The organism is Silanimonas sp., assembly GCF_044377035.1.
In the GTDB taxonomy this organism is placed as follows: domain Bacteria; phylum Pseudomonadota; class Gammaproteobacteria; order Xanthomonadales; family Xanthomonadaceae; genus Silanimonas.
The window spans coordinates 1-24,418 of the sequence record NZ_JBILJW010000007.1 but is presented as its reverse complement, the minus strand read 5'-3'; the positions used below and the strand labels follow the sequence as shown (position 1 = coordinate 24,418).

Sequence of the window (24,418 nt, the reverse complement as noted above, 5' to 3'; positions counted from 1 at the left end):
ACCTCCTGCGTCATCCGACCATGACCCACACCATCGAAGGCCCCTTCCACGTCCAGATGACGCCCGAGCCGTTGGCGCATGCGGATGCTCCGCCTCACCTCGGCCGCTTCCGGCTCGACAAGCGCTACGAAGGCCTGCTCGATGCGGTTGGCCGCGGCGAGATGCTTTCCGCACGCACCTTCGTGGAAGGCTCGGCCGGCTATGTCGCCATCGAGCGCGTGGTCGGGATGCTGGACGGGAAGCTGGGCAGCTTCGTGCTCCAGCACAGCGGGGTGATGGAGCGCGGCATGAAGCGCCTGTTCCTCGAGGTGGTGCCGGATTCGGGCACCGGGCAGCTCATCGGTCTTTCCGGGCGGATGGGCATCGACATCGCCGGTGGCGACCACTTCTACCGCTTCGAGTACACCTTGCCGGAGGCGGAGTGATGCGCGCGCTGCTGGCATCCGCCCTTCTGTCGCTCGCGCCTTGGGCCGTGGCCGCAGCGCCCGCCGACGCGGTGCGCGAATCCACCGTCGCCGCGCCCTCGCGCTTCGAGACCTTCACCGTCGCGCTGCCCACCCTCGGTGTCGAGCGCACCGTGCGCGTCTACCTGCCGCGCGGTTACACGAACTGCGAGGGTTGCCGCTATCCGGTCGTCTATTTCATGGATGGCCAGAACGTTTTCGATGCCGCCACCAGTTACGTCGGCGAATGGGGTGCGGACGAGACGCTCGACGATCTGCTGGCGAAGCACGACCTCGCGGTGATCGCGGTCGGCGTCGACCACGGTGGCGAGGCGCGGATGAACGAGCTCAGCGTGTGGGAGAACCTGGAGTTCAAGCCTGCCCGTGGCGAGGCCTTCCTCGCCGATCTCGTCAGTGCGGTGAAGCCCGCCATCGACACGCGTTACCGCACGCGGCCCGCGGCGGCCTCGACCACCATCGTCGGCAGTTCAATGGGCGGGCTGATGGCCCACGCCGCGCTGCTGCGACGGCCCGATGTCTTTGGCGGCGCGATCATCTTCTCGCCGAGCTACTGGTTCTCGCCGGCCATTGCCCCGGAGACCGCGCGCACGCCGCTGCGCCCCGGCCAGCGCGTCTACGTGTATGCCGGTGGCCAGGAGAGTGAATCCATGGTGCCGGACGCGAAGGCGATGTTCCGACGCTTCGAGGCCTCGGGCGGGGGCGTGCTGGACAAGGTCTTCGTCGAGATTCCCGAAGGCGGGCACAACGAGGCGTCCTGGCGTGCCGTGCTTCCCGCCGCCCTGTGCTGGCGCTTCGCACCGATCTGCGAGCCGCGCTGAGGGCGCTTCAGGCGGGCTCGCCTACAATGCGTGCCGCTTCTTCCCCGGAATTCCCATGGCGCTCAAGGCCACCGTCCACCGCGCGACGCTGCAGGTCTCCGACCTCGATCGCCACTACTACGCCACGCACACGCTGACCCTGGCGCAGCACCCGTCGGAGACAGACGCGCGCCTGATGGTGCGCCTGCTCGCTTTCGGCCTGTTCGCCGAGGAGCGCCTGGAGTTCGGCCGCGGCATCAGCAGCGAGGGCGAGCCCGACGTGTGGCTGCGCTCGCTCACCGGCGACATCGAGCACTGGATCGAACTCGGCCAGCCCGAGGAAGCCGACGTGCGCCGCGCCTGCGGGCGCTCGCGTCGCGTCACGGTGGTCGGCTACAGCGGTCGCGGCTTCGGCCTGTGGTGGGAAAAGAACGCCGCCGGCTTGGCGCGTTGCGCGAACCTCGACGTCGTCGAATTGCCGGCCGGCACGGCCGAAGCACTCGCGCCGCTGCTGGCTCGCGGCATGGACCTGCAGTGCCTCGTGCAGGACGGCGAGGTGCAGCTGATGGGCGAGGGCGGCTCGGTGGCCGTCACGCCGGTCTGGCACCAGCGCGCGGCCTGAGTCTGCGACGACGATGAGTGCGCCTCGCCCCAAGGCCGATAGGGTCGACGTCGTCGTGATCGGCGGCGGCGCGGCCGGGCTGATGACGGCCTTCACCGCCGGCCGTCGTGGCCGGCGCGTGCGCGTGATCGAGCATGCCAACCGCTGCGGCAAGAAGATCCTGATGTCGGGCGGCGGGCGCTGCAATTTCACCAATACCGGCACTACGCCGGCGAACTTCCTTTCGGCCAACCCGCACTTCTGCAAATCGGCACTCGCCCGCTACACGCCGGCGCACTTCATCGCGATGGTCGACCGCCACGGCATCGCGTACCACGAGAAAGAGCTGGGCCAGCTGTTCTGCGACGACAGCAGCAAGCAGATCGTGGCGATGCTGCTGAAGGAATGCGAAGACGCCGGCGTCGATGTGCGCACCTCGTGCGCGGTCGAGTCGGTGGAGGTGCTGGCCGTGCCCGATGAAGGCGCGGCCGAGGGCGCGCCGCGCTTCCGCGTCACCACATCGCAGGGCGTGGTCGAGGCGGAATCGCTGGTGGTCGCCACCGGCGGCTTGTCGATCCCGAGCATGGGCGCCACCGGTTTCGGCTATGCACTGGCGAAGCAGTTCGGCCACGCGCTGCTGCCCACCCGCGCCGGCCTCGTGCCGCTCACGCAGAGCGGCAAGCCGGCGGAGCAGATGGCGGAGCTCGCGGGCGTGGCCCTGCCCGTCTCCGCGCGGGCCGGCAAGACGAGTTTCAGCAACGCGATGCTGGTCACGCACCGCGGCATCAGCGGCCCGTCCATCCTGCAGATCTCCAACTACTGGCAGCCGGGCGAGGCGCTCGAACTCGATCTGCTGCCCGGGCAGGACGCGCTCGAAACCCTCACGGCCCTGCGCGCCGCGCGGCCCGACGCCCAGCTGCGCACGGTCCTCGCTGAGCTGCTGCCCAAGCGCTTCGCCGAGCGCCTGTGCGAGACGGTGTTCGAGAGCCGACCGATGAAGCAGCTCGACCCGAAGCCGCTGCAGCGCATCGCCGAGATGCTCGCCCGCTTCCCGCTGGTCTGCAGCGGCACCGAGGGCTACCGCACCGCCGAGGTCACGCTGGGCGGCGTCGACACCAAGGAAGTCTCGTCCAGCACGATGGAAAGCCGTCGCGTGCCGGGCCTTTACTTCGTCGGCGAAGTGCTCGACGTCACCGGCTGGCTCGGTGGCTACAACTTCCAATGGGCCTGGGCTTCCGGCCATGCCGCCGGACAACACGCATGAACCCCTACCGCACCACGTTCCCGCACCCGCTCGTCGACATCGGCGCCAACCTGACGCACGAGAGCTTCGGCCATGATTTCGACGCCGTGCTCGAACGCGCGGCCGAGGCCAGCGTCCACCAGCTCGTCGTCACCGGCGCCTCGCGCGAGGGCTCGCGCCACGCACTCGATCTCGCCCGCGCGCACCCGGGCCGGCTGTTCGCCACCGCCGGCGTGCACCCGCACCACGCGATCGAGGTGACGGATGAAGCCGTCGCCGATCTGCGCGAACTGCTCACCCACCCGGAAGTGGTGGCGGTGGGCGAGACCGGCCTCGACTACTTCCGCGATTTCGCCCCGCGCCACGCCCAGCAGCGCGCCTTCGAACGCCAGCTGGAGCTCGCCGTCGAATGCGGCAAGCCGCTGTTCCTGCACCAGCGCGACGCCCACGACGATTTCCTCGCCATCCTCAAGCCCTTCCTGCCGCGTTGCGGCCCGGCGGTGGTGCACTGCTTCACCGGTGATGAGCGTGCGCTGATGGAATCGCTGGACGCCGGCTGCTACATCGGCATCACTGGCTGGCTCTGCGACGAACGCCGCGGCCAACACCTCCGCGAGCTGGTGAAGCGCATCCCGGCCGACCGCCTGATGGTCGAGACCGACTGCCCCTACCTGCTGCCGCGCACGTTGAAGCCCACGCCGAAGGACCGTCGCAACGAGCCGGCCTTCCTGCCGCACATCGTCCACGAGCTCGCGAAGGACCGCGGCGAGGACGTGGCGGCGACCGCGGCGAGCACGACGGCGACGGCTCGGGCGTTCTTCCGGCTACCGGAGGCCTGAGGCTGGCAGGCGTCGGAGTGTGACGCGCGACTGCACTTGACCGGCTGTGACTTTGCGCGGCGCGTCGCATCGCCGCGGACGCGACGCGGTCGACGGAATGGGCCCGATCGGGGGCGTAAACCGGCAAAGAAGCGAGGAGGGCGTGCCATGCGGATCGCAACCATCAGCCGTGTTTCCCTGTCGATCGTCGTGACGCTCTGTGGCGTGGCCATCGCCGCCCTGTTGCTTCATCGCGCGGGTTCGGAGGGCGAACGCGAGCTCGCCCGCCAACAGGAACTCTCGGAGGCGTTTGTTGACGACCTGCGCGACCTCGCTTTCGATCATTCGCATGCCGTAAGCCGTGCTGCCCTCGGTCCCGGACTGGTCGACGACATTAAGGCCGACCTGGCCGACGTCGACGAGACCACGGCGCGCGTCGAGGCGCAGTTCGACGCCCTGGAAGCCTCCGGTGCGGGCGTTGCCCTGCTGTCTCCGCTGGAGCGCTCCCTCGATGCCTGGAAGCAGCTTCGCACCTACGAACGCTCGGCCCTGCAGCCCTTCCCCGGCGGTGGTCCGCGCGCTGTCCTCCTGAGTCGCCGCCACGAGGCCCTCCGTGGTGGCTTCGTGGAGAGTCTTTCGGGTGCGACGGAGGCGATACGCACCCAATTCAAGGCGCAGATCGAGACCCGCGAGCAGGCGGGTGACCGCAAAGACCGCGTGGCCCTGGCGGCCATGGTGTTCTGCTTCCTCGGGGGGCTGGCACTGCTGCAGGTCTTCGCGCGGCGACACCTCACCCGGACCTTCGCGGCGCTGGGCCGAGGCGTCCGGCGGCGAACGATCATCCCGCGCGTTCCGGCCCGGGCTGGCCATTGATCGGCAGCACCCCATCCGCGTCGATGCCTTTGCTCGCTGCGCCGCCATTCGGCGCACTGTGTCGATCCTCGCCGACCATCCCGGCGGCTGGTTTGGTCGAAGTTATGAAGATTATCGTTTCTTTGTAATTGGCCGAAGATCGGCCTAGGCTGGGGCCATGGACCCCATCGCCAACCCCTATGCCCCCGGTGCCGGGGCGCCGCCGCCGGAACTCGCCGGCCGTGACGCCCTGATCGAACAGGTGCGGATCGCCACCGCGCGCATCCGCGCCGGGCGTCAGGCAAAGAGCGTGCTGCTGGTCGGCCTGCGCGGCGTCGGCAAGACCGTGCTGCTCGACCGCATGCGGCAGGACGCCGAGGCCGCCGGGATGGAGACCATCCGCATCGAAGCGCCGGAAGGCCGCTCGCTGCCGGCCATGCTGGCGCCGCAGCTGCGCCTGGCCCTGCTGCGCCTCTCGCGACGCGACAAGGCCAAGGACCTCGCGAGTCGCGGCTTGCGCGCGCTGGCCGGGTTCGCGAAATCGCTGAAGCTGAAGTACGCCGACCTCGAAGTGGGCATCGACCTCGATCCCGAGCCCGGCCTCGCCGACAACGGCGACCTCGAGAGCGATCTGCTGGCCTTGCTGGAAGCCGCGGCCCGCGCCGCGCAGGCTGACGGTACCGCCCTCGTGCTTTTCATCGACGAGCTGCAGTACGTGCCGGAAGAGCAGTTGGCCTCGCTGGTGACGGCCCTGCACCGCTGCGCGCAGCAGCAGGTGCCGGTGGTGCTGGTGGGTGCGGGCCTGCCCTCGCTGCCCGGCCAGATGGGCCGCGCGAAGTCCTATGCCGAGCGGCTGTTCGCCTTTCCCTTCATTGGGCCGCTCGACGCCACGGCGGCGCGCGATGCCATCGAGGTGCCGGCCGCAGCACTCGGCGTGCGCTTCGAGCCCGCCGCCACCGAGGCGATCCTCAAAGCCACCGAGGGTTACCCGTATTTCCTGCAGGAGTGGGGCAAGCATGCCTGGGACGTTGCGAAGGGCTCGCCGATCACGGTCGCCGACGTCGAACGCGCCGCGCGCGAAGCGGTGGCGGCCCTCGACGAGAGCTTCTTCCGCGTCCGCTTCGATCGCCTCACGTTGGCCGAGAAGCGCTACTTGCGCGCGATGGCGGCGCTGGGGCCGGGCCCGCACCGTTCCGGTGACATCGCCGACACCCTTGGTCGCAAGGTCACCGCGATGGGGCCGATCCGCGCGCAGTTGATCGACAAGGGCATGGTGTGGAGCCCGAACCACGGCGATACCGCGTTCACCGTGCCGATGTTCGACGCCTACCTGCGGCGCATCCTGCCCGGCGAGGACTGGCGCGAGGGCTGAGCGTCAGTGGGTGCCGGGCGGCGCGTCCGCCCAGCGCGTGCAGTGCCGGCCGGCGCGCTTCGCGAGGTACAGCGCTTCGTCGGCGCGCTTGAGCAGCAGGGCGAGGTCGTTGCGATGGCGTTGGCCGCCGAGCATCGCCACGCCGATGCTCACCGTCAGCGTCTGGGCACCTTCGGGAAGCGGCACGGCCGCCATCTTGGCGTGCACGGTTTCCGCCACGCGAGCGGCGGCTTCGGGGTTCGCGTCGGGAAGCCACAACGCGAACTCTTCGCCGCCGAGGCGCACGACGGTGTCGCTTCGCCGTAGGCAGGTGCGGAGGACGCCTGCCATCGCCACCAGTACGGTGTCGCCGACGTCATGGCCCCAGCGGTCGTTGATGGCCTTGAAGTGGTCGGCATCGACCATCAACAACGCGCTGTCGGTCGAGGGCGTGCCGTCCTGCGGCACAGCCGGCCGGGCCACGAATGCGGCATCGAGGGCGCGCCGGTTGCCGAGGCCCGTGAGCGGGTCGGTGCGGGCGAGCTGGTCAAGCTCGTCGTTGCGCGTGCGGATGGCTTCGGACTGCGCCTCGAGGCGTCGATTGGCCTCGGCCAGCTCGCGCGCGAGACCCTGCGCGGATTGACGCGCGGCCACCAGCTCGGCTTCGAAGCGGGCGCGCTCTCGCGCCGGGAAGAACAGCCAGAGCAACCGCGCGCCGTCGTCGAGGCGACGTGCGCTGACGAGGCAGGGCCATGGGGTGCCGCCCGGCGACTGCAGCAGCACGTGGCATTCATCGAAACGCCCGTCGCGACGCAGCAGCGGCCAGAGGTGGGTCTCAAGAAAAATGGCCGAAGCGCGGCCGAACAGCGTGCCGATGTAGTCGAGCGCGCCGGCTTCGATGCCCAACTCCTCGACGACGTCGCCAGTGATCGTCTGCAGGCCCCCGCTCGCATCGGTGACGACCACCAGTGCCGGCAGGCGCGGCAGCAGCTCGGCCATCGATGAGCGCTCAGCGGGCAAGCCGCCTCCGCAGCGCGTCGACCACCAGCGCCGGGTGGCTCATGTGGGCGCAATGGCCGGCGACGTCGAGCACCTCCAGCGTGGCCTGCGGGAGGCGCGCCTTCAGCCAGCGTCCGACGTCCAGCGGGGCGAGCGCGTCATGGCGGTGCTGCAGCAGCAGCGCAGGCGTGCGGACGCGCTCGATGTCGGCGCGGTTGTCCGAGAAGAAGGTGGCCGCGGCGAACTGGCGCGCCACCTCGGGGTCGGTCGAGCAGAAGCTTTCGGAAAGTCGCCCTGTCACTTCGGCACCGCCGCCTTCGCCGGCGACCACCGGGGCCAGCGTCTGCGCCCAGCCCAGGTAGTTCTGGTCCATCAGGGTGAGCAGGCCTTCGAGGTCGGCGCGCTGGAAGCCCCCGATGTAGTCGGGCGGATGGTCGATGAAGCAGGGATTCGGGCCGAGCAGCACGAGGTCGCGGAAGAGGGCGGGCTCGCGCGCGGCGGCGAGCATGCCGATGCTGCAGCTCACCGAGTGGGCCACGAGGGTGAGGCCTTCGGGCGGCGCGACGCTGCGCGCGATCGCGAGCAGGTCGTCGGCGTAGCCTTCGAGCGAGGCATGGCGCTTCGGATCGTACGCGGCACGATCGGACCGGCCTGATCCGGCGTAATCGAACGCGACTTGGCGATGGGTCCCGGCGAACGCCGGCAGGATCGCCTCCCACATGGCTTGGCTGCAGCCGAAGCCGTGCGCGTAGAGCAGGGTGGGGCCGGTCCCCTCCACCCGCACGCGGTGGCGCCGGTGGAGATCGAGCGTGGCAGCGTCGTCCATCACGTTCTCCCGCGCCCAAAGTTGGTCGCGTGGAGCATAGCGCCCGCCCGAATCGGGCGGGGGTTCCTCAGCTCCGCAGGCCGACGCCGCGCTGCAGCAGCCACAGGCCGAGCCAGGTCAGCGCGATGACGGCGCCCAGCATCACCGCATACGCGCTCCACAGCGGCACGTCGGTGGCGCCGGTGCCGAGCAGGCCGTAGCGGAAGGCATTGACCATGTAGAAGATCGGGTTGGCATGCGTGGCCGCTTCGGCCCAGTCCGGCAGCAGCTTCACCGAATAGAACACGCCGCCGAGGTAGGTGAGCGGCGTCAGGATGAAGGTGGGGATGATCGCGATGTCGTCGAACTTCTTTGCGTACACCGCGTTGACGAAACCGGCGAGCGAGAAGATCACCGCGCCCAACAGGACGGTGCTCACCGTCACCGCCCAATCGTGCACGCGCACTTTCGTGAACAGCATCGCCACCGCCAGCACGATGGCGCCGACCATGAAGCCGCGGAGCACCGCGCCGCCGACGTAGCCGCCGAGGATCACCCAGTTCGGCAGCGGCGCCACCAGCAGCTCCTCGATGTGGCGGCCGAACTTCGCGCCGAAGAAGCTGGAGCTGATGTTGCCGTAGGCGTTCTGGATCACCGACATCATCACCAGGCCCGGCACGATGAAGTCCATGTAGCTGAAACCGCCCATGTCGCCGATCTTGCTGCCGATCAGCTTGCCGAAGATCAGGAAGTACAGCGTCATCGTGATCGCCGGCGGCACCAGGGTCTGGCCCCAGATGCGGACGATGCGCGCGACTTCGCGGCGGATGATGGTGCGGAACGCCGTCCAGTTGGGGTTGGGGGTGGCGGCGCTCATGCGGCGTCCTTGTTGGTCAGGCGGACGAAGAGCTCCTCGAGGCGGTTCACCTCGTTGCGCATCGAGCGCACGGTGATGCCGGCCTCCTGGAAGGCGGCGAAGACGCGGTTGAGGTCCATCTCGCGCGGCATCTCGAGCTTCAGCGTCTGGGGGTTCTCGGCGTGCAGCTTGACGCCCTCGATCGCCGGCAGCGTGGCCGGCAGCGTGCCCTCGATGTCGAACACGAAGCCCTCGACGTCGAGCTTGGCCAGCAAGTCGCGCATCGGACCCTGCTCGACGATGCGGCCCTTGTCGATGATGGCGAGGTTGCGGCAGAGGTTCTCCGCCTCCTCGAGGTAATGCGTGGTGAGGATGATGGTGGTGCCCTGCGCGTTGATCTCGCGCAGCAGCTTCCACATGCCGCGGCGGATCTCGATGTCGACGCCGGCGGTGGGCTCGTCGAGGATCAGCAGCCGCGGGTTCGTCATCATCGCGCGGGCGATCATCAGCCGGCGCTTCATGCCGCCCGAGAGCGTGCGGCTCATCACCTGCGCCTTCTCCCAGAGCTGCGCGAGCTTCAGCTGCTCCTCGGCGCGGCGCTCGGCCTCGGCGCGCGGCACGCCATAGAAGCCGGCGTAGTTCACGAGGATGTCGAAGGGCTTCTCGAACATGTTGAAGTTGATCTCCTGCGGCACGAGGCCGAGGAGCCGCATCGCGTCTTCGCGGTGGGCGAAGCGGTCGACGCCGAAGATCGACACTGTGCCCGCGCTGGCATTGACCAGCGAACTGACGATGCCGATCAGGGTGCTCTTGCCGGCGCCGTTGGGGCCGAGCAGGGCGAAGAAATCGCCGGGCTGCACGCTGAGCGAGACGCCCTTCAGGGCCTCGGTCTTGTTGTCGTAGGTCTTGCGGAGGTCGGTGACGCAGAGCGCGGGGACGGCGGCCATGGGCCTTCAGGCGGCGGGCGGGAGTGCAGGGCGTGAAGTATAGGTCGCCGTGCTACCAGAGCCCCCGCTGCAGGCTGATCCGGTCGCCATCCATGGCCACGCCTTCGAGCTCCAACAGCTTCTGCTTCCGGCGCAGGCCGCCGCCGTAGCCGGTGAGCCGCCCGTCCTGGCCGACCACGCGATGGCAGGGCACGAGGATCGCCACGCGATTGCGTCCGTTCGCCGCGCCTACCGCGCGGGCGGCACCGGGCCGGCCAAGTGCCCGCGCGAGTTCGGCATAGCTGCGGGTCTCGCCGCTCGGGATGTCGCGCAGGGCCGACCACGTGGCGCACTCGAAGGCCGAGCCCGGCAAGTGCAGCGGCACGTCGAACTCGCGGCGATCCCCGGCGAAATACGCGGCCAGCTGCGGACGCAGGCTCGCAATGTGCGGATGCTCCCCCGGTGACGCGAGGTAGTTGTGCTGGTCGCGCAGTTCCTCCAACTCCTTGGTCAGGGCAGGGCGATCAAGGAACTCCAGCAGCACCAGCCCGCGGTCTTCGGCGGCAGCGATCATCGTGCCCAGCGGGGTCTCGATCGAGGCATGGCGCAGGGGGATTCCGCTGCGGGCCCGGCCCGGCGTGGTGGCGAACTGGCGGGCGAACGCCGCGCGGAACCCGCTGACCGACGCGAAGCCATGGTCGAAACCGCCCGCATCCACGCTGCTGCTGCCCGCCAGCGCCCCCAAGGCATCCCCAAGACGGTGGGCCCGCCACCAGCGTTGGAAGCTGAGGCCGTGGCGTTCCTTGAACCATCGGCGCACCCGCAGCGGATCGAGCCCGAGCGCGACCAGATCGGCATCGCCCCAGTGACGGTCGGGGCGGGCCTGCAGCGCGGCGTGCAGCGCCGGCATCCAGTCCGGTGCGTCGTCGGGCTGCGCCAGCGGCCGGCAGCGCTTGCACGGTCGGAAGCCGGCCGCCATCGCCGCCTCCGCTGTCGGGTGGAAGACGACGTTCTCCGGTTTCGGCTTGCGCGCCGGGCAGGTCGGGCGGCAGAAGATGCCCGTGGTTTTCACCGAGGTGAAAAACACGCCCTCGTAGGCGGCGTCACTGGCCTGCATGGCAGCGAGCATCTCGTCGCGGCCGAGGGCATGGAAAAGGCGTTTCGACATGGCGGAATGCTAGGTCGGGAGCCGCTCCGCCGATACCGCAGTTTGGACATCGAATCTCCCCAAACACCGCGCTGCCGACGGTCAGGGGCGGGTGGCCCGCTCCGTCGCCAGCAGGGCGCGCTTGCGTTCCAGCCCCCAGCGATAGCCCCCCAGCGCGCCATCGCCGCGCAGCACGCGGTGGCAGGGCACCAGCACCGCCACCCGGTTGGCGCCGCAGGCCGTGCCGACCGCACGGGTCGCCTTCGGAGCGCCAATGCCGGCAGCGACGTCGGCATAGGAGCGCGTTTCGCCCAGCGGGATGCCCTGAAGGAAGCGCCACACCCGCATCTGGAACGCGGTGCCGCGCAGGTCGAGCGGCAGGTCGGGCGCGGGGGCCGAACGCGAGAGGTGGGCTTCGAGGGCATCGATCCAGGCATCGAGCGGCACGTCGGCCTCGCTAGCGAGGATCGCGGCCTTCGGGAATTCGCGGCCGAGTTCGGCGCGGAGCGAATCGGCGCTATCGCCGAACTGCGCGAAGCACACGCCGCGCGCGGTGGCGGCCATCGCCAGCCACCCGAGCCGCGTTTGCCGCGCCGCCCAGTGGATCGTCTCGCCCGGTGCGCCGTCGCGGTAGGCCGAGAGGGTCATGCCGAGGTCGCGCGGCGCTTCGCCGTAAACCCGGCTGGTCGAACCGAAGCCGGCCTCGAGGATCGCGTCGGTGACCGTGGAGCCCGCCTTCAAGGCCGACTTCAGGCGGCCCAGCCGCGCCGCGTCCTGCAGGGCCTTGGGCGACAGCCCGACGAGCGAGGTGAAGCGGCGCTGGAAGGCCGAGGGCGAGAGGCCGAATTCGGCGGCGAGATCCGCCAGCGGCCAGGATTCGTCGGCGCGGGCGACGATCGCCCGGGCGAGGCCCACCAGGGCGCTGTCTGTCGCAACCCGAGGGCGGCCCTTCGATGCGTTGTCAGGCCCAAGGCTGGAGCGAACTGCCGGCGGGCGAGGGGCGGGAGACATCGCAATCCTAGAAGAGGGGCAGGCCGGAGGGAGGGTGCCGGGAGCGACGTCACGCGGCACTCCGCTTATTGCCTTGCTTTCGCTACTGATGCTTTCCGATCAATCGCGTCCAGTCTCTGAATTCGCGCCATCTTGCCGCAGTGATCATCTGGCATCATCGGGCGAGGTATGAATCACGGACGATGACATGGTTTCGCGCTTGATTTTGGCTGCTGCCGTTCTCTTTTCGTTTGCGGCACCGGCCTTCGCGTTTCGGACTGATGGGCCAACGCCTACCGCCGAGTTCGCGCAACTGGAAAGCGGGGAATCCAGGCCGCGTCCGGTCATCCGACCCTCAACGGATGGTCGCGTGCGAATGGCGGCGACCATGCATGATCTTGAGGCGTCGATCGGACTCAACGGTGTCAGCGTCAACTCGATCGACGAGGCGGGTGAGGCGCGATTCGACTGGGCCCTCCGCGGGATCGGCCGCACTGACGGCATCACGCCAATGCTCTGGGCGGGTGACTTGCGGATCGCCGACGACACCGCGATCGTCGATCGCGGCGTGGTGGTCGAGGAGTTCGGAGCAAGCGCGGACGGACTTCTCCACGACATCGTGGTGTCGGACCGCCCCGGCGGACATGGTGAGCTGACGATCGAGTTCGTCGCCTCCGGTGCGCGCTTGGGTCGAGCGGTAGGCCCCGCCAGCGGGGGCGTCGACCTGGTGATGGCGGACGGTCGGGTGCTGGCCTTGGAGTATCTGACGGCGACAGACGCTGACGGGGCTGTATTGCCGGTCAGGATGGAGCTCGACGGCAGGCGCACCCTTCACGTCAACATCGCAGATGCCGGCGCTGCCTACCCGGTGACCGTCGCCGGGAAGATTTCAGATGCGGACTGGTCGAGCTTGACGTCGGCCAGTTTCGACGGCTCCGTCCATGCGATGACGGTTGTCGACTCCGGGGTTTTCGTGGGCGGCGCCTTTACCCTTGCGAACGGCGGCGTCAAGGCACGCAACATCGCTTACTGGAATGGCAGCACTTGGTCGCCCGTAGGCAGCGGCACGAACCTCGCGGTGACCTCCCTGGCCTGGGACAGCGCTTCTCGACGCCTGTATGCGGGGGGGCGATTCACGGAGGCGGGAAGTGCAGCGGCACGCGGCGTGGCCGTCTGGGACGGCCAGGCATGGTCAGAGCTCGGAGCGGGTGTTGCTGGCGTCGTCCATGCGCTTGTTTGGGACAGCACAAGCAGGCGGCTATTCGCCGGTGGCGAGTTCCCGACGGCCGGTGCGGTCTCCGCCCGCAATGTGGCGGAGTGGGATGGCACTCGATGGCTTCCCCTCGGTGCCGGCGTGGATGGCGCCGTCATGGCCATGGCTTGGGATGCGGCGCGCGGCCACCTCTATGCGGGCGGCAACTTCTGGCTGGCGGGTAGCGTCGTTGGAAACGGCGTGGCGGTGTGGAAAGACGGCAATTGGTCTGCCTTGGCGGGGGGCACTGGGAGTGGTGTGCTTGCTCTCGCATGGGATGCCCGATTCAACCGCCTTTTCGCTGGCGGCAGCTTCGTCGCATTGACCCAAGCGGGAAACGCCAACCGAGTCGCCGTATGGGAAGAGGGGCGTTGGACGGCCTTGGGCCTCGGCGTCAACAATCGCGTGATGTCCTTGGCATGGGACGCCACGAATCTTCGACTCTACGCGGGGGGAGAGTTCTCAACGGCCAACGGGAACGCGGCTCGTGCCATTGCGATGTGGGCTGATTTCCGATGGACTGCCCTCGGCAGTGGCGCAAACCGCGCTGTGACCGCGTTGGCCTGGGACGCCGCTAGCGCTCGACTCTACGCCGGTGGTGCCTTCAGCACGGCGGGTGGCGGCGCCGCCAATCGCGTCGCGACTTGGGACGGCGCTGCCTGGAGCGCCCTCGGCACCGGGGCGAATGGGCAGGTTCAGACGGTGCTGTGGGATGACGCCCGTGGCCGGCTCTACGCCGCAGGTGACTTCACGACGATTGGCCGAGTTGCGGCGAACGGTATCGCGGTTTGGAACGGTGACAGCTGGGCGGGGCTTGGCGCGGGGACCAGTGGGCCGGTGACGGCGATCGCGTTGGACGGCTCGACGGGCCGCATCTTCGTCGGTGGCGGGTTCACGACCGCTGGCGGCGTCACCGCGAACAACGTCGCGTCTTGGGACGGAACGAGCTGGTCAGCGCTGGGGTCGGGTGTCGGCGGCCAAGTGAATGCGCTGGCGTGGGACGCAGCGAATCGTCGACTGTTCGCAGGCGGTGTGTTTGCAACGGCGGGCGGTGTTGGCGCGAGCCATGTTGCTCGCTGGGACTCGACGAGTTGGAGCCCCCTTGGTGTGGGCACGAATGGTGTGGTCAACGCCTTGGCGTGGGACTCCGCCAATGCCCGGTTGTTCGTGGCGGGCGCATTCACGAGCGCCGGCGGGGGTTCGGCGAACCGGACGGCCGTTTGGCGGGATGGCGCGTGGTCTGCACTGGGCTCCGGGATGGGCTTCGCCTCCGTGTATGCGTTGGCATGGGATTCCGCGAGCAGCCGGCTGTATGCCGGCGGGGACTTCATCACCGCTGGCGGGGTCGATGCGCGCAACATTGCGATGTGGACCGGAAGCGGCTGGTTGCCGTTGGGCCCGGGTGTCGAAGGTGGCGTGTACGAGCTGGCCTGGGATCCGGCGGCTGGCCGGCTTTTCGCCACATCGTCATCCCGTCTCTCAAGCTGGAACGGGTCGAACTGGGAAAGCGTCAGCGCGTTCTCCCTGGACGACCCCAGTGCCGCATGGTTTGGACTGTCTTGGGATGCGACCAACCAACGACTGTTCGCTTCCGGCGTATTCACGTCGGCGAACGGCACCGTAAGCCGGATCATCCAGGGCCGTTTCTCCAGCGATCCCGGCCGCGTCCCGCAGTCCATTTCCTTTGCAAGTCCCGGCCCTCAGATCTTCGGAACGACGTTGCGTTTGGTCGCTAGCGCCAGCTCCGGCCTCACCGTCAGCTTCCAATCAGCGACGCCAAGCGTTTGCAGCGTGACTCCGTCTGGTGAACTCACGGCCGTCAGCGCCGGCGGGTGCACGATTCTCGCGGACCAGGCCGGTGACGCGAGATTCCTGCCGGCGCCAAGGGTGAGCCAGACCTTCGCAGTCAACGCCGCGGTGCCGGCGCCGCCCGGCATTGGCCTCGCGTCGGCGGGTGACCGGCAAGCATCGGTTCGCTTCACTGCGCCCACCAACACCGGCGGTTCGACCATCACGAGCTACACCGCGACGTCGAGCCCCCAGGGCATTTCGGCGTCGTCGACATCGAGCCCGATCACCGTTCCTGGGTTGACCAACGGCGTCGCCTACACCTTCACCGTGACTGCCACCAATAGTGCGGGTACCAGCGTTCCCTCCACGCCAAGCAACAGCGTTACGCCCAACAGTGGATCGCAGTCTTCGTCATCGATCGCGAGACCGGATCGCTTCGTCATTGGCGAGAACAGCGGCGAGGTCCGGATCGACGTGCTCGCCAACGACAGCTTCACCCCTGAACTGCTCGGCGCGGGCGTACTGTCCATCACCGATGCCCCGGTGCGCGGCACGGCCGCGGTGATCGCGCTCGGGACGCCTGGCCTAGCCGACGACGTCATCGCCTACACGCCGACACGCGATGGTTCGGGTGCCGACAGGTTGCGATACCGCATTTGCTTCGGTGGCGCGATACCTTGCGTGGACAGCACGGTGTCGATCGAGATCCGCCCCTTGGGCTCGGCCGGCATCCAACTCACCACCGATAGCGACCGTGGCCACCGCGATGTCGAGTTCTCTGGACTTCGCGCGCTTCCCGGCGCCCGCTTCGAAGCACATGGCTTCGTCGTGCCGTCCGTGCTGCTGCCCTCCTTGCCGAGCGATGCAACACCGGAGAATCCTCTGGATGCCGGCGGCTCATGGGTCGCGTTTCGCACCCTCTTTGCCGGCGCTACGGTTCGCCGCTGGCAGATTCTCGTCGACGCCCGCTCTTCGTCGGGGGGTGACGTTGATGTCTACCTCGGTATTGACGCCAACAACAACTGGCAGGCAGACAGTGACGAGTTGGCATGCGTAGCGGCGATGTCGCCGGTGTCAGAGCGGTGCGAACTGGCTGTTGCGCAGGCGCCGAATGCCAATGTTCGCTACTGGGTCCTGCTGCATTCGCGCACTGGTGCGCAGACCGCTCGAGCGGAGGTTTTCGAGGTTCCCATCGAGACGGCAACGGGCAAGCGCTCCCTCGTCGCGACGGGTCCTGGAGCGCTGACCGCCGCAGCGAGGTTTTCCACTCGCCTCGTCTGGAATGACGCCACGATGGCGCCGGGCGAGGTGCGCGGTGGCTGGCTGGAAGTGAAGTCCGATGAGAACACCTCCTTGGGCGGTGTGCCGGTACGGATTGAGAGGAGAGCGGGTGCACCGGTGCCATTTGCGCTTCAGAGTGGCGCTGATCATCGGATGGCGTTGGCGGCGTCAAGCGCGCATGAGGGGCTATACATCGATGTCCCGCCCGGAGTGGCTCGACTCGAAGTGATGGCGCTTAGCACCCTGAACATCGATCTTTACCTTTCGCGCGCTGACGCGCCGGCGGCGAGCGGGGCTACGCCGACGGTCCCGTTGGCGCCGGCACGCAGCGCGGCCCTGGTCAGCGCCACATCGCCGAACCCGAACGAAAGCCTGTTGGTGAACAGTCCGGCCCCAGGGCGCTGGTACGTGACGCCGGTGAACGCCTCGACGACCACGGCCAACCTGACCGTCCGTGCCACGATCATCGGCGCGGGCCCGCAGCTGCGCCCGGGTGGCTTCTTCAATCCCGAGCGCTCGGGCAACGGGCTGTTCTTGTATCCGGCGGGCAACCAGTGGGCGGGCCTCTGGTACACCTATCTGCAGGACGGCACGACCACCTGGTACTACCTACAGGGCGCGGAGCCGGGTTCCACCGGCATCTGGCGCGGCACGATCTACCGCAGCGCGTGGAACGGCAGCAGCAATTTCCTCACCCCCGTGGGCGAAGCGACGGTGACGCCGCGCTCGACGAGTGCCTTCACCTTCAGCTACACGCTGGACGGCGAGACGGGCAGCGAGGCCTACGAGAACTTCGGCGGCGGTTGCCCGACGTTTGAAGGCGCGCCCTTGAACGCCAGCGGCCACTGGTTCGATCCGGCGCGCGCGGGTTCGGGCTACAGCGTGCAACTGTTCCCCAACTACGAGTTCTACACGGTGTTCGGTTACGACGCACAGGGCGTGCCGCGTTACCTGATCGCGGAGCGGAGTGGTATCGGCGCGGCGACGGAGACGCTGACGCTGGCGCAGAACACCGGTGCTTGCCCGCTGTGCACCCGCACGGGCAACCCGGTGCGCAGCACGGCGGGCACGCTGACGCGCACGTTCGGGTCCGGCACGCTGCAGCGGATCCAGCTCAGCGGCACGTTCACTTCTGGCGTGCCCGGCACGTGGGCGGCGAACGATGCGGTGACGCCGCTCGGCAGCTTGCAGGGCTGCGCGGCCAACTGACCGTCAAGATCGACGGGCGCGGCAGCCATGCCGCGCCCTTACGAGACGGCGCTGGCGTAGCGATCGGGCATGGCGGCATTCTGGCCGCCCCGGGCCGCGCCCGCACTCCGCTTCTTGCCGTCATGCCTGATCGTGTCCTCGGCCTTATCGGCGGAATCAGCTGGGAAAGCACCGCCCACTACTACCGCGCCCTCAACGAGGGCGTGCGCGATGCACGCGGCGCGCCGCATGCCGCCGAGCTGCGCCTGCATTCCTTCGATTTCGCGACGATCAGCGCGTTGCAGCACGCAGGGCGCTGGGATGAGCTGGCGGTGCTGATGGCCGACGCGGCGCGCGGCCTCGCGGCGGCGGGTGCCGGCGCGGTGATGATCTGCGCGAACACTATGCACAAGCTCGTCGACTCCGTCGAAGCGGGCGGCGGCCTGCCTGTCCTGCATATCGCCACGCCGACGGCCGCGGCGGCGCGTGCGGCCGGCTGCCGCCGCCTGCTCTTCCTCGGCACGGCGTTCGCGATGGAACAACCCTTCCTGCTCGACCGACTGCGCGCCGAGGGGCTCGAGGTGTTCGTGCCCGAGGCCGCCGACCGCGCCGAGGTGCATCGCGTCATCTTCGAGGAGCTGGTCGCCGGTCGGGTGCTCGATACTTCGCGCGAGCAGCTTCGAGCGGTGATCGCGCGCGGCGTGGCGGCCGACGCCGACGGTGTGATCCTCGGCTGCACCGAACTGATGATGATCGTGCGCGACGAAGACAGCGCCGTTCCGCTGTTCGACACCATGGCGCTCCACGCCGCGGCCGGCGTGGCCTGGTTGCTGGACGAGGCCTGAGCGCGGCGTGCTTCAGGCCGCCTGCGCGGCCTTCGGCGCCTATGCCACCACGCGCTCGGCCCACACCACCTTCGCGCCGCTGGCCAGCCAGCGTTCGAAATGCGGGCCGTACGTGGCATCAACGCCGGCGCGCTTCACCTTCATCGTCGGGGTGATCAGGCCGTTGTCGACCGTCCATTCCTCGCCAACGACGATCAGCGCGTCGAGGTGCAGGTAGCTGTCGAGCGTCGCGTTCACCGCGTCGAGGTGCTTGGCCAGCGTCGCCTCGATCTCGGCCTTGCCCGCCGTCGTCGCGGCCTTGGCGCGCGCCGCTTCGCCGAGCATCACCAGGCCCACTGGCTGCGGCAGGCTGGCGCCGGCTACGCAGCAGGCTTCGAAGAGCGGCAGTGCGGAAAGCTTCTCTTCGATGGGGCCGGGTTCGACGTACTTCGCCTTGCTGGTCTTGAAGGCGTCCTTGACGCGACCGGTGATCTTCAGCGTGCCGTCGGCGGCGATCGCTCCTTTGTCGCCGGTCTTCAGGAAGCCATCGTCGGTGAACGCAGCGGCCGTCGCCGCGTCGTCGCGGTAGTAACCCTGCATGTTCCAGGCGCAGCGCACCTGCACTTCCTGCGTGCTCGGGTCGAGCCGCACCTCGGCGCCCGGGTAGGGCGGGCCGACGGTGCCGATCTGCTGGTGGCCCTTCACGTTGGTGTGGGTGACGCCGCAGTTCTCGGTCATGCCGTAGGCCTCGAGGATCTCGAGGCCGAGACGCTTGTACCACTCGAGCATCGCCGGCGGCATCGGCGCGGCGCCACCGCCGGCGTAGATGCATTGGTCGAGGCCGAGGCCCTTCAGCACCTTGCGCTTCACCAGCCAGCCGATCACCGGCAGCTTCAGCAACCGATCCAGCTTCGCGGCCGGCACCTTCGCCAACACGCCCTGCTGGAACTTCAGGTACAGCCGCGGCACCGAGGCGAAGCGGGTGGGGCGCGCGCGCTGCAGGTCGGCGATGAAGGTGTCGAGGCTCTCGGCGAAATACACCTCGTAGCCCGTGGCCAGCAGCGTGTGTTCGAGGAAGGTGCGTTCGACGATGTGCGACAGCGGCAGGTAGGAGAGCAGGCGGTCGCCGGGGTGGAACGGCACGCGCGCCAGCACGGCGGCGGTGGCGGCGGCGAAGTTGCCGAAAGCGTGCATCACGCCCTTGGCCATGCCGGTGGTGCCCGAGGTGTAGATGATCGTGGCGAGCTCGTCGGCCGCGCGCGTCGGCGTGCCGGCCAGCGGGCCTTGGGCGGCGCAAGCCGCGTCCCAGCCGGTGAAGCGCCGCTTCGCGCCTTCGGGCGCCAGCGGGAAGGCGATGCAGGGCAGTTCGTCGGGAATGCCCGGTTCGATCGAGGCCCAGTCGTCGAGCTTGCCGACGAACAGCAGCGAGGCCCCGCTGTGGGCCAGCAGCTCGCGCACCGAGGTGCCCGTCAGCGTCGGGTAAAGCGGCACCGACACGTGCCCCGCCATCCAGATCGCCCAGTCGGCCATCAGCCAGTGCGCGCAGTTCTTCGAGATCAGCGCGATCCGCGAGCCGGGCGGCAGGCCGAGCGACTGCAGGTGCGCGGCCATGCGCCGGGTCTCGACCAGCGCCTCGCTCCATGTCCAGTGGCGAATGTCGCCGGGCCCGTAGGGCTGCACGAACACGCGCTTGGCCGGGGACTGCCGCTCCCAGTGGTAGAGGCGCTGCAGGGCGAGGGTTTCGGCGTCCGGAGCGGCGATCGGGGGCATGGTGGGTTCGAGAGGGCAGGTGTCGCCAGAGTTGGCTGATGTGCGTGCACGCCGCGTGGTGGCCCCGCCACGCCCCGCCCACGCGCTGACGGGCCATAATCCGCCGTCCTTCGGAGCACCCCCTTGATTCCCCAATTCCCCATGAAGCTGGTGGCCAAGCGCATGCTGGCCCCCGCCGTCGCCCATTTGAGCTTCCAGCGCGCCGACGGGCAGGCGCTCGACTACATCCCCGGCCAGTTCATCCAGATCCACCTGATCGGGCGGGACGGCGAGCCGACCAAGCGCAGCTACTCGCTGGCCACCATCCACGACCATGCGATGGGCCCCGGCGAGGCGGTGGATATCGCGGCGTCATTCGTGCCGGGCGGCACCGCCACCGCGCTCTTCGAAGGCCTGAAGGAGGGCGACGAAGTCACGGCCAGCGGCCCGTTCGGGCGCTTCTGCCTGCTGCCGAACGACGCCAACCGCCGCTACCTGCTGATCGCCACCGGCACCGGCGTCACGCCCTACCGCTCCATGCTGCCGCTGCTGGAAAAGGCCATCGTCGAGCGCGGCGTGCACGTGGTGGTGCTGTTCGGCGCGCGCAGCGAGGCCGAGCTGATCTACGCCGACGACTTCCGCGCCATGGCCGCGAAGCACCCGTCGCACTTCCGCTTCGTGCCCTGCTATTCGCGCGAGTTCAACGAGGCGGCCGGCCCGGACGCGCGCCGCGGCTACGTCACCGAGCAGATCGCCGCCCTCGAACCGCAGGCCGAGGGCGACATCGCCTACCTGTGCGGCAACCCGAACATGGTCGATGCCGCGTTCGAGGCGCTGAAGGCCGCGGGCCTGCCGGTGCCGCAGATCCGCCGCGAGAAGTACGTCAGCGGGAAGTAGCTAGGGCGTGGCCGGGGCCGCGCTCATCGCGGCCCTCATCGCGTCACGTCGCTGGATCGCCTTCGCCGTACGGTCGTTGCCCGGACCAAGGGCCTTGTCGAGCAGCGCGACGCCCTCAGCGAACAACTTTTCCGACTCCTGGGTGCGGCCGAGGTAGCCGAGCGCTACGGCGTAGGCGGAGCGGGTGGCGCCCATGAACATGTGCTCGGCGCCGAATACCGGTTCGCCGAGCGCCATGGTCTCCTGCTCCAGCGCGGCGGCTTCGGCGTAGCGCTTCAGGTCCATCAGCGCGAGCGCGAGGTTGTGGTGGCAAATCAGGGTGTCGGGGCTCGACGGCCCCGAAGCCGCCTTCTCGGCCGCGCAGCCCTGCGCGAGGTACTGGTGCTGCCGCACCGGATCGCCCATTTCGCCGTAAAGCACCCCTAGGTTGTTGAGCAGAGTGCGGTAGTCGGCCGAGTCCTTGCCGTATTCGGCGCCGCGGACTTCCAGCGTGGAGAGCATCAGTGCTTCGGCGCCCGGGTAGTCCTTCAGGTCCTGCTTCACCAGCGCGAGGTCCGAGAGGGAATTCAAGGTGCGGTCGTGGCGCGGCCCGTTCAGTTCGACCGACAGTTTCGACGCGGACTCGAGGACCGGCAACGCCTCGGCCAAGGCGCCTGAGAGATACAGGGCGCCGCCGAGCGAGCGCATCGCCTCCAGCGTCGCGACGTGGCCTTTGCCGTGCTGAGCCTCCTGGCCGGCCAACGCCTGGCGGTACAAGACGATCGCCTCCTTGTACTGACCCAACTGGCGATGGGCACTGGCCAGGTAGCTCAGCGTGGTCAGGGCTTCGGTCGAAGTGGGGCCCAGCAAGGTCTCCACGCGAGGGCGGACCTCGCGCAGGCGCGCCAAAGCCGACTTGAAGTCACCTTCCGCCATCAACGCGAAGGCCGTCGCGATCTCACCTCGGACCCGCACCGCCGGATCGGCATGCGCGAGCAGCGGGGCCAGCACGTCGCGTGCCTTTGCATACTCGCTCCGCCGCGTGTGCAGTGCCCCCAGGTCGACACGGGCATTGACTGCGATCGTGTCGGCCTCGCCGCTCGCTTCGGCGAGGCGCAGCGCCGATTCGAGTTCCGGCTGCGCCGGGGTGAACTGGCCGAGGCCAAGGTAGGCGTTGCCTAGCGCAGCTCGCACCGAGGCTTCAGCGACCGGCCGGCCCGAGAAGCGCGCGCCGACGTTCTTCACCGCTGCGTCGAGCAGGTCGCGAACGCGGACATCGCTGCGGCCGGACACCAGCGGGTTGGCCTGCCCGAGCAGGTCCTGCGTGAGGAACTGGTTGACTGCCGCGGCGATCTCGGCGTCGTTGCGTGCTCGCTGCTCGGCATGGCGCACCTGCCAGAGCAGCACGCTCACCACACACAGCACCGCGGCCAGCGCGGCACTGGCGATGCCCCACTGGCGTCGGCGTTTTCGCGTGCCTTCCAGCAACTCGCGAAGCCGCTGCGCTTCGTCCCGCGCGGCCTGTTCAGCCGCGCGCTCGCTCCGTCGCGCCTCCAGCGAACGCAGGCGTTGGGCCAGCAGCGAGGCATCGCCCAGTCGCTGCGTGGCATCGCCGGCCGCGGCGGCAGCGATGTCCTCGCGCAGCAGCGGGTCGTCGACATCGCTTTCCCAGCCCGGTGCCAAGGGCTTGCGCGTGTCGCCGGCGACGCACTGGTAGAGCATCACGCCGAGGGCGTAGATGTCCGAGCGCGCGGTGGGGGCCTGCCCGGCCAACACCTCGGGGGCGAGGTAGAAGGGCGTGCCGCCGGAATCCGCCCCCACCTGGGTGGCGGTGAAGCCGAGGCGGGTGATCTCCAAGGCCTCCAGTCGGGCAAGGTCGACCAGGCGCCCGCTGCCGAAGTCGGCCAGCTTCACCTGCGGGGAGTCGCGGTCGCCGGCGACCAGCACGTTGCTGGGCTTCAGGTCCTTGTGCAGCACGCCCACCGAGTGGGCCGCCGACAGGGCCTCCGCGACCTGGGCCATCAGTTCCAGTCGCTGCGTCAGCGCGATCTGGCCCCAACCGCCCTGGGCGTCGGCCCAATCCAGCAGCGACCCGTGCTCGACATACTCGGACTCGAGGTAGAACGGCACCTCGTCGAGGTTCCAGTCGAGCAGACGAACGAGGTCCGGGCGCGGCCCGAGGCTGTCGTGCAGGACGCGGTAGAGGGTGATCTCGCGCTTCAGCGAGGTGAGGCTGCCGGCGTCGAGCCCGAACTTGAACACACGCTTCTCGCCGGTCTTCCCGTGCTGGGCCAGCCAGGCTTCGCCCATCGCGCCGCTGCCGAGCCGTCGCACCAGCGCCCACTGTGGACGCAGGGGCGGGGCGTCGCCCGGGTTCAGCTCAGGGATCTGGGGCAGGCTGGGCGCCGCGCTGGTTTCTACCTGTACGGCGGCGACCAGGCGGTAGCCATAGCCGTGGACGGTCTTGATGATCGCCTGCGATTCGTCGCCCAAGCCCTGGCGGAGGCGGGCGATGCACTTGGTCAGCACGGCATCGCTGAGGATGCGCCCGGCCCAGACCTCGTCGAGCAGCTCCTGCTTGGTGACCACCTCGCCGGCGTGCTGCAGCAAATAGAACAGCACTTCGAGCTGTTTCCGTTCCAGCTTGACCACCGTCCCGCCGACGGTGAGGCCCAGGGAGCGGCCATCGAAGACGCAGTCGTTGAAGCGGAAGCGCAATTCTCGACGGAGGGAATCCGTCGGGCGGCGGGGGGAGGGGGTTTGCATGTGCCTGATTCTACAGGCGGATTATTGCCGGGATGAAAGGTAGGAAAAAGGCTCGGAATCCGTCAGGACCGGCCCGGGGGGCGTCGGCGAGCCTTCGCGGGAGCCAGCGAACGGACGACCCCCACCATGCATTTTCCACCGCTTTCCCGCCCCGCCCACACGGCCCCGAGGGCCGCGACGCCCCCCGGCTTCCTGAGGTCGCTGCTCCGGCATCCACGACGATTCGTGTCGGGCGTGGCCGCCTTGGGGATGGTCGCACTGGCGCTGGGGTCGGGAGGCGCGATGGCGCAGTCGCTGCCCAGCCTCGCCAATATCGAGGCGATTGCGGCCAGCGACGAAAACACCTGTGCGCTGACGACGGCCGGGCAGGTGCGCTGCTGGGGCGACGGCCTACAAACGGGAGAAGGTGCTTTCACCACTCGGCTGAGCCCCGGGCTGGTGAAGGGGTTAACGGGGGTGACGGCCATCGCGGCCGGCGGCGTCCACTTCTGCGCACTGACCAGCGGCGGTCAGGTCTTTTGCTGGGGAGAGAATGGTCAAGGCCAGCTCGGCAATGGCACCACTGCGTCGTCCTTCAGCCCGGTGCTCGTCGATGGCCTGGTGGGCGTGACGGCCATCGCCGCGGGGGCCGCGCACACCTGCGCGGTGATTTCCGGCGGCAACGTGCGTTGCTGGGGTGGAAACGCCAACGGCCAGTTGGGCGATGGTTCCACGCTGGTGCGCGCGGCGCCGGTGGCGGTCAGCGGCCTCAATGCCGTGGCGGCGCTCGCCGCGGGGGATGCCTTCACTTGCGCGCGAACCACCAGCGGCGCATTGCGCTGCTGGGGGCTGAACCAGAGAGG

The 24,418-nt window shown here is 69.0% G+C and carries 19 protein-coding genes; 11 read left to right on the top strand and 8 right to left on the bottom strand.

Annotated elements, in window-relative coordinates; genetic code table 11:
• The first annotated feature begins 20 nt into the window (after nucleotides 1-20).
• From ACIQ6S_RS05255 to ACIQ6S_RS05225, 7 genes are all read left to right on the top strand, one after another.
• Nucleotides 21-425, top strand: coding sequence for a DUF3224 domain-containing protein (locus ACIQ6S_RS05255; RefSeq protein ID WP_397607435.1), 405 nt, complete (start codon nucleotides 21-23; stop codon nucleotides 423-425).
• A complete protein-coding gene (locus ACIQ6S_RS05250; RefSeq protein ID WP_397607434.1) occupies nucleotides 425-1,282 on the top strand; it encodes an alpha/beta hydrolase in 858 nt (285 codons plus the stop codon). Before ACIQ6S_RS05255 ends, ACIQ6S_RS05250 begins: the two co-directional genes overlap by 1 nt.
• Nucleotides 1,283-1,337: 55 nt before the next feature.
• Nucleotides 1,338-1,883 (top strand): YaeQ family protein, encoded by a 546-nt coding sequence (locus tag ACIQ6S_RS05245; RefSeq protein ID WP_397607433.1) that lies wholly within the window; start codon nucleotides 1,338-1,340, stop codon nucleotides 1,881-1,883.
• A gap of 13 nt (nucleotides 1,884-1,896) precedes the next feature.
• Nucleotides 1,897-3,126 carry an NAD(P)/FAD-dependent oxidoreductase gene (locus ACIQ6S_RS05240; protein ID WP_397607432.1) on the top strand — a complete coding sequence of 410 codons (1,230 nt, stop codon included), beginning with the start codon at nucleotides 1,897-1,899 and terminating at the stop codon, nucleotides 3,124-3,126.
• On the top strand, nucleotides 3,123-3,944 hold the full coding sequence (locus ACIQ6S_RS05235; RefSeq protein ID WP_397607431.1) for a TatD family hydrolase: 822 nt from the start codon (nucleotides 3,123-3,125) through the stop codon (nucleotides 3,942-3,944). Before ACIQ6S_RS05240 ends, ACIQ6S_RS05235 begins: the two co-directional genes overlap by 4 nt.
• A gap of 147 nt (nucleotides 3,945-4,091) precedes the next feature.
• Nucleotides 4,092-4,796, top strand: coding sequence for a hypothetical protein (locus tag ACIQ6S_RS05230; protein WP_397607430.1), 705 nt, complete (start codon nucleotides 4,092-4,094; stop codon nucleotides 4,794-4,796).
• Nucleotides 4,797-4,953: 157 nt separating this feature from the next.
• The gene (locus ACIQ6S_RS05225) at nucleotides 4,954-6,147 is read left to right on the top strand and encodes an AAA family ATPase (RefSeq protein WP_397607429.1); all 1,194 of its coding nucleotides are present in this window, start codon (nucleotides 4,954-4,956) and stop codon (nucleotides 6,145-6,147) included.
• A gap of 3 nt (nucleotides 6,148-6,150) precedes the next feature.
• On the opposite strand, the gene ACIQ6S_RS05220 is transcribed toward ACIQ6S_RS05225, so the two are convergent.
• From ACIQ6S_RS05220 to ACIQ6S_RS05195, 6 genes are all read right to left on the bottom strand, one after another.
• The gene (locus ACIQ6S_RS05220) at nucleotides 6,151-7,146 is read right to left on the bottom strand and encodes a GGDEF domain-containing protein (RefSeq protein WP_397607428.1); all 996 of its coding nucleotides are present in this window, start codon (nucleotides 7,144-7,146) and stop codon (nucleotides 6,151-6,153) included.
• The gene (locus tag ACIQ6S_RS05215) at nucleotides 7,136-7,951 is read right to left on the bottom strand and encodes an alpha/beta fold hydrolase (protein ID WP_397607427.1); all 816 of its coding nucleotides are present in this window, start codon (nucleotides 7,949-7,951) and stop codon (nucleotides 7,136-7,138) included. Before ACIQ6S_RS05215 ends, ACIQ6S_RS05220 begins: the two co-directional genes overlap by 11 nt.
• Before the next feature lie 67 nt (nucleotides 7,952-8,018).
• Nucleotides 8,019-8,807, bottom strand: a complete 789-nt coding sequence (locus tag ACIQ6S_RS05210) for an ABC transporter permease (protein ID WP_297865451.1) — start codon at nucleotides 8,805-8,807, stop codon at nucleotides 8,019-8,021.
• Nucleotides 8,804-9,733, bottom strand: coding sequence for an ABC transporter ATP-binding protein (locus ACIQ6S_RS05205; protein WP_397607426.1), 930 nt, complete (start codon nucleotides 9,731-9,733; stop codon nucleotides 8,804-8,806). Before ACIQ6S_RS05205 ends, ACIQ6S_RS05210 begins: the two co-directional genes overlap by 4 nt.
• Nucleotides 9,734-9,785: 52 nt before the next feature.
• Complete coding sequence (locus ACIQ6S_RS05200) at nucleotides 9,786-10,880, bottom strand: bifunctional transcriptional activator/DNA repair enzyme AdaA (RefSeq protein WP_397607425.1); 1,095 nt, start codon at nucleotides 10,878-10,880, stop codon at nucleotides 9,786-9,788.
• Between the two features lie 81 nt (nucleotides 10,881-10,961).
• Nucleotides 10,962-11,774 carry a methylated-DNA--[protein]-cysteine S-methyltransferase gene (locus tag ACIQ6S_RS05195; RefSeq protein WP_397607424.1) on the bottom strand — a complete coding sequence of 271 codons (813 nt, stop codon included), beginning with the start codon at nucleotides 11,772-11,774 and terminating at the stop codon, nucleotides 10,962-10,964.
• A 283-nt stretch (nucleotides 11,775-12,057) separates the two neighbouring features.
• Between ACIQ6S_RS05195 and ACIQ6S_RS05190 the strand changes: the two genes are divergently transcribed.
• Nucleotides 12,058-17,382, top strand: a complete 5,325-nt coding sequence (locus ACIQ6S_RS05190) for a fibronectin type III domain-containing protein (RefSeq protein ID WP_397607423.1) — start codon at nucleotides 12,058-12,060, stop codon at nucleotides 17,380-17,382.
• A gap of 122 nt (nucleotides 17,383-17,504) precedes the next feature.
• Nucleotides 17,505-18,206, top strand: a complete 702-nt coding sequence (locus tag ACIQ6S_RS05185) for an aspartate/glutamate racemase family protein (RefSeq protein ID WP_397607422.1) — start codon at nucleotides 17,505-17,507, stop codon at nucleotides 18,204-18,206.
• Nucleotides 18,207-18,245: 39 nt separating this feature from the next.
• On the opposite strand, the gene ACIQ6S_RS05180 is transcribed toward ACIQ6S_RS05185, so the two are convergent.
• The gene (locus ACIQ6S_RS05180) at nucleotides 18,246-19,955 is read right to left on the bottom strand and encodes an AMP-binding protein (RefSeq protein ID WP_397607421.1); all 1,710 of its coding nucleotides are present in this window, start codon (nucleotides 19,953-19,955) and stop codon (nucleotides 18,246-18,248) included.
• 141 nt (nucleotides 19,956-20,096) lie between these two features.
• Here ACIQ6S_RS05180 and ACIQ6S_RS05175 point away from each other — a divergent pair, with 141 nt between their 5' ends.
• Nucleotides 20,097-20,831, top strand: coding sequence for a ferredoxin--NADP reductase (locus tag ACIQ6S_RS05175; RefSeq protein ID WP_397607537.1), 735 nt, complete (start codon nucleotides 20,097-20,099; stop codon nucleotides 20,829-20,831).
• Here ACIQ6S_RS05175 and ACIQ6S_RS05170 read toward each other — a convergent pair whose 3' ends face one another.
• Nucleotides 20,832-23,576, bottom strand: a complete 2,745-nt coding sequence (locus ACIQ6S_RS05170) for a tetratricopeptide repeat protein (RefSeq protein ID WP_397607420.1) — start codon at nucleotides 23,574-23,576, stop codon at nucleotides 20,832-20,834. It lies immediately after the preceding gene.
• Nucleotides 23,577-23,858: 282 nt separating this feature from the next.
• Between ACIQ6S_RS05170 and ACIQ6S_RS05165 the strand changes: the two genes are divergently transcribed.
• Nucleotides 23,859-24,418 (top strand): RCC1 domain-containing protein (locus ACIQ6S_RS05165; protein WP_397607419.1); only part of this gene is annotated, 560 nt, incomplete at its 3' end.